This is a genomic window from Streptomyces sp. NPDC127084 (genome assembly GCF_042724175.1).
GTDB lineage: Bacteria > Actinomycetota > Actinomycetes > Streptomycetales > Streptomycetaceae > Streptomyces.
This window is the reverse complement of record NZ_JBHXFA010000075.1, coordinates 20645-29000: the sequence shown is the minus strand read 5'-3', so window position 1 is coordinate 29000 and position 8356 is coordinate 20645. Positions and strand designations below refer to the sequence as shown.

Here is an 8356-nt window from a genome sequence, read left to right as displayed (position 1 = left end):
CGCCAGGCGCTCGCGCGCGCGCGCGCGCCCCCCCGCCCCCCCCCCCCCCCCCGGCGGGGGGGGGGGGGGCGGGGCGGGGGGGGGGGGGGCGCCCCCCCCCCCCCCCCCCCCTGAACTGGGGCTTGTCACGATGTGCAGTCACGTGAGTACATGGAGTGGCACGGCACCAGGAACGGGGGTGGTCGGTCGTGCCGCATGTCATCACGAGGCTCAGGCGGCCTGTCGCACGCAGGCCTGTCCAGCCCGAGACGCTGGGGCTCGGTCGGCCGCTCCGGGGCGTGGATGAGGTGAGCACGGCGTTGACCGGGCTTGTTCAATCCGCTCGCCATGAGCTGCTGACGTTCGACGACCCGGTGAACTCACCTGAGGTTCCAGAGGGTTTCCGCGCGCTCGCCGGCGCGTGTGTCCAGGCATCGCTGATAGCGGCGATAGAGCGGGCCGTCGTCCGCCGTATCGTCCCGCGTCACGCGCTCCCGCAACTGCCCCCGCCCGAACGGCTGGGCGGTCAGGCGCGTATGACGGACTCCATCCCGTTCAAGCTGGTGGTCGCGGACCGCAGTGCGGCCGCGCTGCCGCTCGATCTGCGGCTGCATTGCAATGGCCTGCTGCTCATCCGTGACCCTGTGGTGGTCCAGGCGTTGGTGCGCACGCACCAACGCTGGTGGGAAGCGGGCGACGAGATCCAGGCCGTCGGCGAGGACTCCATGCCCGCCCATCTGCGCCCGGTGCTGGACGCCTTGCTGGCAGGGCTGACGGATGAGGCAGCCGCAGTCCGGCTCGGTATGTCGGGCAGGACATACAGCCGCCGAGTCGGTGAGCTGCTCACCGTGCTGGGCACGACGAGCCGCTTCCGCGCGGGGGTGGAAGCAGCCCGCCGTGGCTGGATCCGAACTCCCGGTGCCCAGGTCGGGGTCACAGGGGAACAGGCAGTGACGGAAGAGGGGAAGAGGTGATGGCCGTCAGGACACGATGTCCTTGCGTGCGAAGCCACGGAACGACAGAGCGATCAGGACCACGGCGTAGGTCGCGGACACGGCCGCGCCCTTCACCATCCCGCCCCATTCCAGCTGCGGTTGCAGTGCGTCCACCCAAGCGAACTGCCAGTGCGCGGGAAGGAGGTCACGCCAGGATCCAAGCGCCGTGACCGCGTCCAGGACATTGCCGATGATCGTCAGTCCGACCGCACCGCCGACCGCACCGAGTGGCGCGTCGGTCTTGGTCGACAGCCAGAAGGCCAGCCCGGCCGTGACCAATTGGGAAACAAAGACGAAGGCGATGACCAGGGCGAGCCGTGGCAGTGCGGCGGAGATCGCCAGGGAGCCCCCGGTGGGCAGCATCAGCGGCCCCCAACCGTAGGCGACCGTGCCCGCCGCGAGTGCGACAAGCGGCAGCAAGAGCATCGCCCCGGCGCTGAGAGCCAGCGCCACGGCGAGTTTCGACCACAGCAGCCGCGCCCGGGGCACCGGTGCCGCGAGCAGATAGCGAAGGGAGGACCAGCTTGCCTCGGACGCGACGGTATCCCCGCAGAACAGGGCCACCGGTACCACCAGCAGGAATCCCGCCGAGACAAAGAGGCAGGTGGCAGCGAAGTTGGCACCGGACGCGGTCGCCGTATCCATGAGATTGATCCGGCTGCCACCACGGCCGTCGTCGCCGCCCGGCGATCCTCCGATGGCGAAGGCCGCGATCAGGATGAACGGCAGGGCCGCCAGGACCGCGCCCATCACCAGGGTGCGCCTGCGCTTCAGTTGACGGACGGCCTCGACGCGTAGCGGCAGGGTGCGCCGTGCTCGATAGCCGGGGGCGGTGGTCCCGGCCGGCTCGGTGTGCACGGGGTGCGCGGTTCTCATGCGGATGCCCCTCCGATCAGGGTGAGGAACGCGTCCTCCAGACGCCGATGCGGGCCGACACCGGTCACCGGCACCTCCAGGCGTACGAGTTCGGCGATCAGCGTCGCGGGGCCCATCCCGTCCAGGCGGACCAGCAGCCCGCGGCCGTTGTCGGTGCGTACGGCGGACACCACACCGGACAGGGAGGCGATCTTCTCCACGAGCGGCTCGCATACCTCTGCCGCGGTGGTCACCAGCAGGGTGTCACCCGCACCGGTGATCTCCGCGACGGGGCCGGTCTGGACAAGCCTGCCGCGGTCCATGACCACCAGGTCGGTACACGACTGCTCGACCTCGGCCAGGAGATGGCTGGAGACGATGACGGTACGGCCCCCGGCCGCGTACCGGATCATCACATCCCGCATCTCCCGGATCTGTGGCGGGTCGAGTCCATTGGTCGGTTCGTCCAGGATCAGCAGATCCGGCAGACCGAGCATCGCCTGGGCGATGGCGAGGCGCTGCCGCATACCCTGCGAGTAGGTGCGTACGGCACGGCCCAAGGCATCACCGAGGCCCGCGATCTCCAGTGCCTCGTCGATATGTGAGTGCTCGGCGGGGCGGCCTGTGGCCCGCCAGTACAGCTCAAGATTCTCGCGTCCTGACAGATGAGGGAGGAAGCCCGCGCCTTCGACGAAGGCACCGACACGGGAGAGCACCGGTGCGCCGGGCCTGATGGCGTGGCCGAAGACACGGATCTCGCCTTCATCGGGCGTGATCAGGCCCATCAGCATGCGCAGTGTGGTGGTCTTTCCCGCACCGTTCGGTCCGAGGAGACCGAGGACCTGGCCCTTCTCGACCCGGAAGGACAGGTCCCGCACGGCGTAGCGGTCGGCGGACTTGGCGTAGCGCTTGGTCAGCCCCGTGATCTGGAGGGGCACATCCGCGAGTCCGGGGTCGGGCGCCGGTGCGGTGGTACGGCGCCGGGCGGTGAGCAGCAGCACCGCGGCGGTGAGTACACCTACGGCGGGCAGTCCCCACACCCACCACGGCAGCGCGGCGGCCTGGGTGCTGACGCCCGGCGCGGTGGGCACGGTGAGCGGTCCGGCGAGCGAGACGGCGTAGGCGGCGGGGGCGGCCGGCGAGGCGTAGCCGAGGTCGGTGGCGGCGATGACCAGTCGGAGCCGGTGGCCCGTCTCCACCTCGTGGTCCACCGCGGGGAGAGAAAGCTCGACGGTCTTTCCGTCCTTGGCGCCGTCGATCCGGATGGGAGCGACGAGTTGCGCGGGCAGTACCTGACTGCGTCCGTCGGGTCCGACGTCGTACACCTTGGCGAAGAGCACCGCGGCTCCGCTGTCGGATGTCACCGTCAGGCGCACCGTGGGCGAGCCCGTGATGGTCAGCGGACGGCTCAGCGGTCGGGAGTCGAAGCGGGCGTGCTGCCCGGGGAAGTCCATGGAGAGCCCGGCACCCAGGGAGGTAAGTGAGGACAGCTGGGCGAGTCCGCCTCCGAGACCGGGCAGGGTGGAGATCCCGGGCGGGCCCGCGCCGGCCGGGTTGCGGAAGATCTGGGCCCGGCCACCGAGTTCGATGGCACGGCCACCTGCGTGCAGGCCGGGATATCCGGCGGCGGTGGCACCGCGCAGGGTGGCCCGGCCGTCGGTCGAGTCGATACCTCCCGCGCGGCTGACGCGGAAACCCGGCCCGATGTCCGCGGTGGTGTCGCCCTTCAGGTGGCGGTCGAACCAGGCGGAGACGCGGCGCTGGACGCGCGCGCCCTCCATGTCCCCGCCGTCGTGGCCGCCTGCGATCCAGTCGATGGCGACGGGTGCGCCGTTCCGCTTGATCGCCGAGGCCATCTCATCGGCGTGCCCGAGGGGGAAGAGGGAGTCGTACCGGCCCTGCACGATCAACGTGGGCACCTTGATCCGGTCCCCGACGGCAGACGGGCTGCGCGCTTCCAGCAGAGCGCGGGCCGCCGCGTCGGGCGTGCCCGAGGTGGCGACCCGTTCGTACATCGCGCACAGCACCGGCTGGAAGCGTCCGCAGGCGGCCGTCCCCGACCGCGGTGGCGGGGCACCAGTGGCCGATTGGGCCGTGCCCATACCGCCGGTGGTGAAGAAGATGCCTGCCCACAGCTTCTTGAAGACGCCATCGGGGAACAGTGCGTCGGCAAGGTTCCAGTAGGTGATCTCCGGCGCGATCGCGTCGACCCGCTGGTCGTGTCCCGCCGCGAGCAGCGAGATCGCACCGCCGTATGAGGCCCCGCTGACGCCGACGCGTGGGTCACCCTCGGCGTCCAGGCGAACATCGGACCGCTTGGCGAGCCAGTCGATCAACCGGGACACGTCCTTGACCTCGTGGTCCGGGTCGTTGAGGCCGATCTGCCCGGTGGACGCCCCGAAGCCGCGCGCGGACCAGGTCAAGACCGCGTATCCGTCGCGCGCCAACGCCTCTGCCTGGCCTCGCACCGAGTCCTTGCTTCCTCCGAAGCCATGGCCGAGCAGTACAGCGGGCCTGCGAGCGCCGCCTTGACCGGCGGTGAAGTACGAGGTGTCGATCCTCGCCCCCGGCATGCTCAGTACCTGGTCCTCACGCTGCACCGACGGCATGTCGTCGGACGCGGCCGCCGTCCATACGCCGGCGCCGCTGAGCACGGCCACAGCGGCGATGCCCGCGAGCCATCGCCTTCGTCCCCGCCCTTGGCGCCGAAGCACGGCTGCCCGCCAGGGAAAGGGAAGTCGGATCGTCATGGTGGAACCCTAAGCGGACCCGCGTCGCACCGACGGCCGCCGCCGGGCGGAACTCGGCGCCCTCCTCGGGTCGTACCTGGCCGCGCCCCCGTACACCAGGCGCGGTATGCCGGGTCTCGCGCCCGCACCCAAAAGCGGAATAGATCCATCCGCGATGTCAGGCGATGTCCACCAAAGTGCGCACGACCCCCCGGCATTGATTCCAACTCTCCAGTAACAACCCCTTGTACGACCGATCAGCGCACGCCAGTCTGTCCCGCACATCCACGGAGCCACACGGATGTTTTGTCGTGTCCCGATCAAAGAAAGGCGCACGAGATGAGATTCCCTGTCCGCCGGTCCATACGGACGGGCGCGGCGCTCTCCGCGCTTGCCCTGACCACCGGCCTTCAGTTCGCCGTCACCCCCACCGCGCAGAGCGCGTCAATCGGCGATCTCCGTCTCGCCCCCACCGCAACCGCTGTGCAGAACAGCTGGATCGTCGTCCTCAAGGACAGCCGGACCCGGGTCTCCGACCTCGCCGCCGAAAGAGGCGTCACTCCCCTGCGCACCTATCACTCGGCCCTCAGGGGCTTCACCACCACCATGACCAAGGCGAAGGCCGCCCGACTGGCCGCCGACCCACGTGTGGCGTATGTCGAGCAGAACGCCGTCCTCCGCCTCAACGAGACCCAGGCGAAGGCGCCCTGGGGCCTCGACCGCATCGACCAGCGCGCACTGCCCCTGTCCACGACATACGGCTACGGCACGACGGCGTCGAACGTGAACGCGTATGTCATCGACACCGGCATCCGCACCTCGCACAGCGAGTTCGGCGGACGTGCGAGCGTCGGGACGGACACCGTCGGCGACGGCCGGCGCGGACAGGACTGCCAAGGTCACGGCACCCATGTCGCGGGAACGGTCGGCGGCAGGACCTACGGCGTCGCCAAGAACGTGAAGCTCATCGCCGTCCGTGTGCTGGACTGCGAGGGATCCGGCACGACGGCGGGCGTCATCGCCGGAGTCGACTGGGTGACCGCGCACGCCACCAAGCCCGCGGTGGCCAATATGAGTCTGGGCGGCGCAGCCAGCGACTCGCTCGACAACGCCGTGCAGCGCTCCATCGCCTCAGGCGTCAGCTACGCCATCGCGGCAGGCAACGGCAACTTCCTCGGACTGCCGGCCAACGCCTGCTCCTACTCCCCCGCTCGCGTCCCCGAAGCGATCACCGTGGGGGCCACGGACAACGGCGACCGGCGGGCATCCTTCTCCAACTTCGGCAGCTGCCTGGACCTCTTCGCACCCGGTGTGGGCATCACATCAGCCTGGAAGGACAGCGACACCGCCACCGGCACCATCTCCGGCACCTCGATGGCCACCCCGCACACCGCGGGCGTCGCCGCCCTGTATCTCGCGAACCATCCCACGGCAGCCCCGGCCCAAGTCCGGGACGCACTGGTGAGCGCGGCAACAAGCGGCAAGGTCGCCGATCCGCGCTTCGGCTCGCCGAACAGGCTGCTGTATTCGCGGTTCTGACGTCACCCCTCCGGGCGCACCAGATGCCCGAGGAGCTCGCCCCCGGCCGGGTAAGGCAGTTCCTTGGGCAACAGCCGCCCGGCGCCCTCGACATCCCCGGCCCGCACCAGCCGGTGGATGTCGTGGGCGAGCGGCGTCACGTCCTCGATGGCGACGGTCCATTCGTCCGCGTACCGCGCCGACGCCGCACCCCCGAGCCCCAGCTGGAGCGAACGGTAAGGCAGCGGCGCGAGGCGCAGATCACGCTCGGGGTCCCACTGCACCCGGGCCGGTGCCTGCCTCAACTGCCTTTTCCACTCGGCCTGGCCGCTGTGGAGCTCCGGTACGTAGTGGGACAGGCAGGCGTGGCGCAGCGCCCATTCGAAGCCCACTCGGTCGATCTCGACGGCCAGCACCGTCTGCTGGCCCTCCTTGGCTCCCCAGCCGCAGCGGTACATCATCCACAGGAACGACGGCTTGATCCATGTCATCCGGTCGCGCTTCCACGCGGCCGGGAAGCGACCGTCGCGGACCGCGGGAATGCCGATGGCCGGGTCGTACGCCTGGTAGACGGTAACCGTGGAGGCGGTGTGGACGGCACGGATCTGGTACTTGGGGACGGTCATGGGCGCCGAACCTACCGTCTGAAGATCCGCTGGTCTCCCCGATTAGTCGAGTAGTCGTGCACCGTCGATCGCAGGGCCGCGCCTCACTGAGCAGCCAGCGGCCGGTACGGGAGGATCCCGTACCGGCCACCTGGCGAGCACCGTCAGCGGTCAGTGGTTGCGGGGGAAGCCCAGGTCCACGCCGGCCGGGGCGTCGGACGGGTCGGGCCAGCGGGTGGTGACGACCTTGCCGCGCGTGTAGAAGTGCACACCGTCGTTGCCGTAGATGTGGTGGTCGCCGAAGAGGGAGTCCTTCCAACCGCCGAAGCTGTGGTAGCCGACGGGTACCGGGATCGGCACGTTCACCCCGACCATGCCGGCCTCGATCTCCATCTGGAAGCGCCGCGCGGCGCCGCCGTCGCGAGTGAAGATCGCGGTGCCGTTGCCGAACGGCGAAGCGTTGATGAGCGCGACGCCTTCCTCGTACGTGTCGGCGCGCAGCACGCACAGTACGGGCCCGAAGATCTCGTCGCGGTAGGCGTCGGAGTCGGTGGGAACCTTGTCCAGCAGCGACAGGCCGATCCAGTGGCCGTCTTCGAAGCCTTCGACCGTGTGGCCCGTGCCGTCCAGGACGACTTCGGAGCCCTGTGCGGCAGCGCCGCGGACGTAGGAGGCGACCTTGTCGCGGTGGGCCTTGGTGATCAGCGGGCCCATCTCGGAGGCCGGGTCGTTGCCGGGGCCGATCTTGATCTTCTCGGCGCGCTCGCGGATCCTGGCGACCAGTTCGTCACCGATCGAACCGACCGCGACGACGGCGGAGATCGCCATGCAGCGCTCGCCCGCTGAGCCGTAGGCGGCGGAGACAGCGGCGTCCGCCGCGGCGTCCAGGTCCGCGTCCGGGAGGACCAGCATGTGGTTTTTGGCGCCGCCGAGCGCCTGGACGCGCTTGCCGTTGGCCGCTGCGGTGGTGTGGATGTGGCGGGCGATCGGCGTGGAGCCGACGAAGGAGATCGCCGCGATGTCGGGGTGCTCGAGAAGGCGGTCCACCGCGACCTTGTCACCCTGGAGGACGTTGAAGACACCGTCCGGCAGACCCGCCTCGGCGAGCAGTTCGGCGATCTTCAAGGCCGCCGAAGGGTCCTTCTCGCTCGGCTTGAGGACGAAGGTGTTGCCGCAGGCGATGGCGATGGGGAACATCCACATCGGAACCATCGCGGGGAAGTTGAACGGCGTGATGCCGGCGACCACGCCGACCGGCTGGCGGATCGCGGCCACGTCTACCCGGTTCGACACCTGGGTGGACAGCTCGCCCTTGAGCTGGGTGGTGATTCCGCAGGCCAGTTCCACGATCTCCAGACCGCGGGCGACCTCGCCGAGCGCGTCGGAGTGGACCTTGCCGTGCTCGGCGGTGATCAGCTCGGCGATGGCGTCACGGTTCGCGTCCAGCAGGGCACGGAAACGGAACAGGATCGTGGTGCGCTGGGCCAGCGAGGACGTACCCCAGGTGGCGTAGGCGTCCTTCGCGGCGGCGACGGCCGCGTCGACCTCGGCCACGGAGGCGAGCGCCACCTCCCGGGTCACGGCACCGGTCGCCGGGTCGGTGACCGGTCCCCAGTTGCCGGACGCGCCCTCGACGATCTTGCCACCGATCCAGTGGTTGACGTGCTTCGTCATG

General features: G+C 70.0%; 6 protein-coding genes. 2 read left to right on the top strand and 4 right to left on the bottom strand.

Features of this window, described 5'->3' with window-relative positions:
- The first annotated feature begins 299 nt into the window (after nt 1-299).
- The gene (locus ACFWI9_RS18785; RefSeq protein WP_387163329.1) at nt 300-953 is read left to right on the top strand and encodes a DNA-binding response regulator; all 654 of its coding nucleotides are present in this window, start codon (nt 300-302) and stop codon (nt 951-953) included.
- A gap of 6 nt (nt 954-959) precedes the next feature.
- Here ACFWI9_RS18785 and ACFWI9_RS18780 read toward each other — a convergent pair whose 3' ends face one another.
- Nucleotides 960-1850, bottom strand: a complete 891-nt coding sequence (locus ACFWI9_RS18780) for an ABC transporter permease (RefSeq protein WP_387163327.1) — start codon at nt 1848-1850, stop codon at nt 960-962.
- On the bottom strand, nt 1847-4579 hold the full coding sequence (locus tag ACFWI9_RS18775; RefSeq protein WP_387163324.1) for an alpha/beta fold hydrolase: 2733 nt from the start codon (nt 4577-4579) through the stop codon (nt 1847-1849). Before ACFWI9_RS18775 ends, ACFWI9_RS18780 begins: the two co-directional genes overlap by 4 nt.
- 318 nt (nt 4580-4897) lie before the next feature.
- On the opposite strand from ACFWI9_RS18775, the gene ACFWI9_RS18770 reads away from it, so the two are divergent.
- Nucleotides 4898-6097, top strand: a complete 1200-nt coding sequence (locus ACFWI9_RS18770) for a S8 family peptidase (protein ID WP_387163321.1) — start codon at nt 4898-4900, stop codon at nt 6095-6097.
- Nucleotides 6098-6099: 2 nt separating this feature from the next.
- On the opposite strand, the gene ACFWI9_RS18765 is transcribed toward ACFWI9_RS18770, so the two are convergent.
- Nucleotides 6100-6702, bottom strand: coding sequence for a DUF4291 domain-containing protein (locus tag ACFWI9_RS18765; protein ID WP_387163319.1), 603 nt, complete (start codon nt 6700-6702; stop codon nt 6100-6102).
- A 150-nt stretch (nt 6703-6852) separates the two neighbouring features.
- Entirely contained in the window at nt 6853-8355 is a 1503-nt protein-coding gene (gene mmsA, locus ACFWI9_RS18760; protein WP_387163317.1) for a CoA-acylating methylmalonate-semialdehyde dehydrogenase, read from the bottom strand.
- Nucleotide 8356 lies beyond the last annotated feature (1 nt).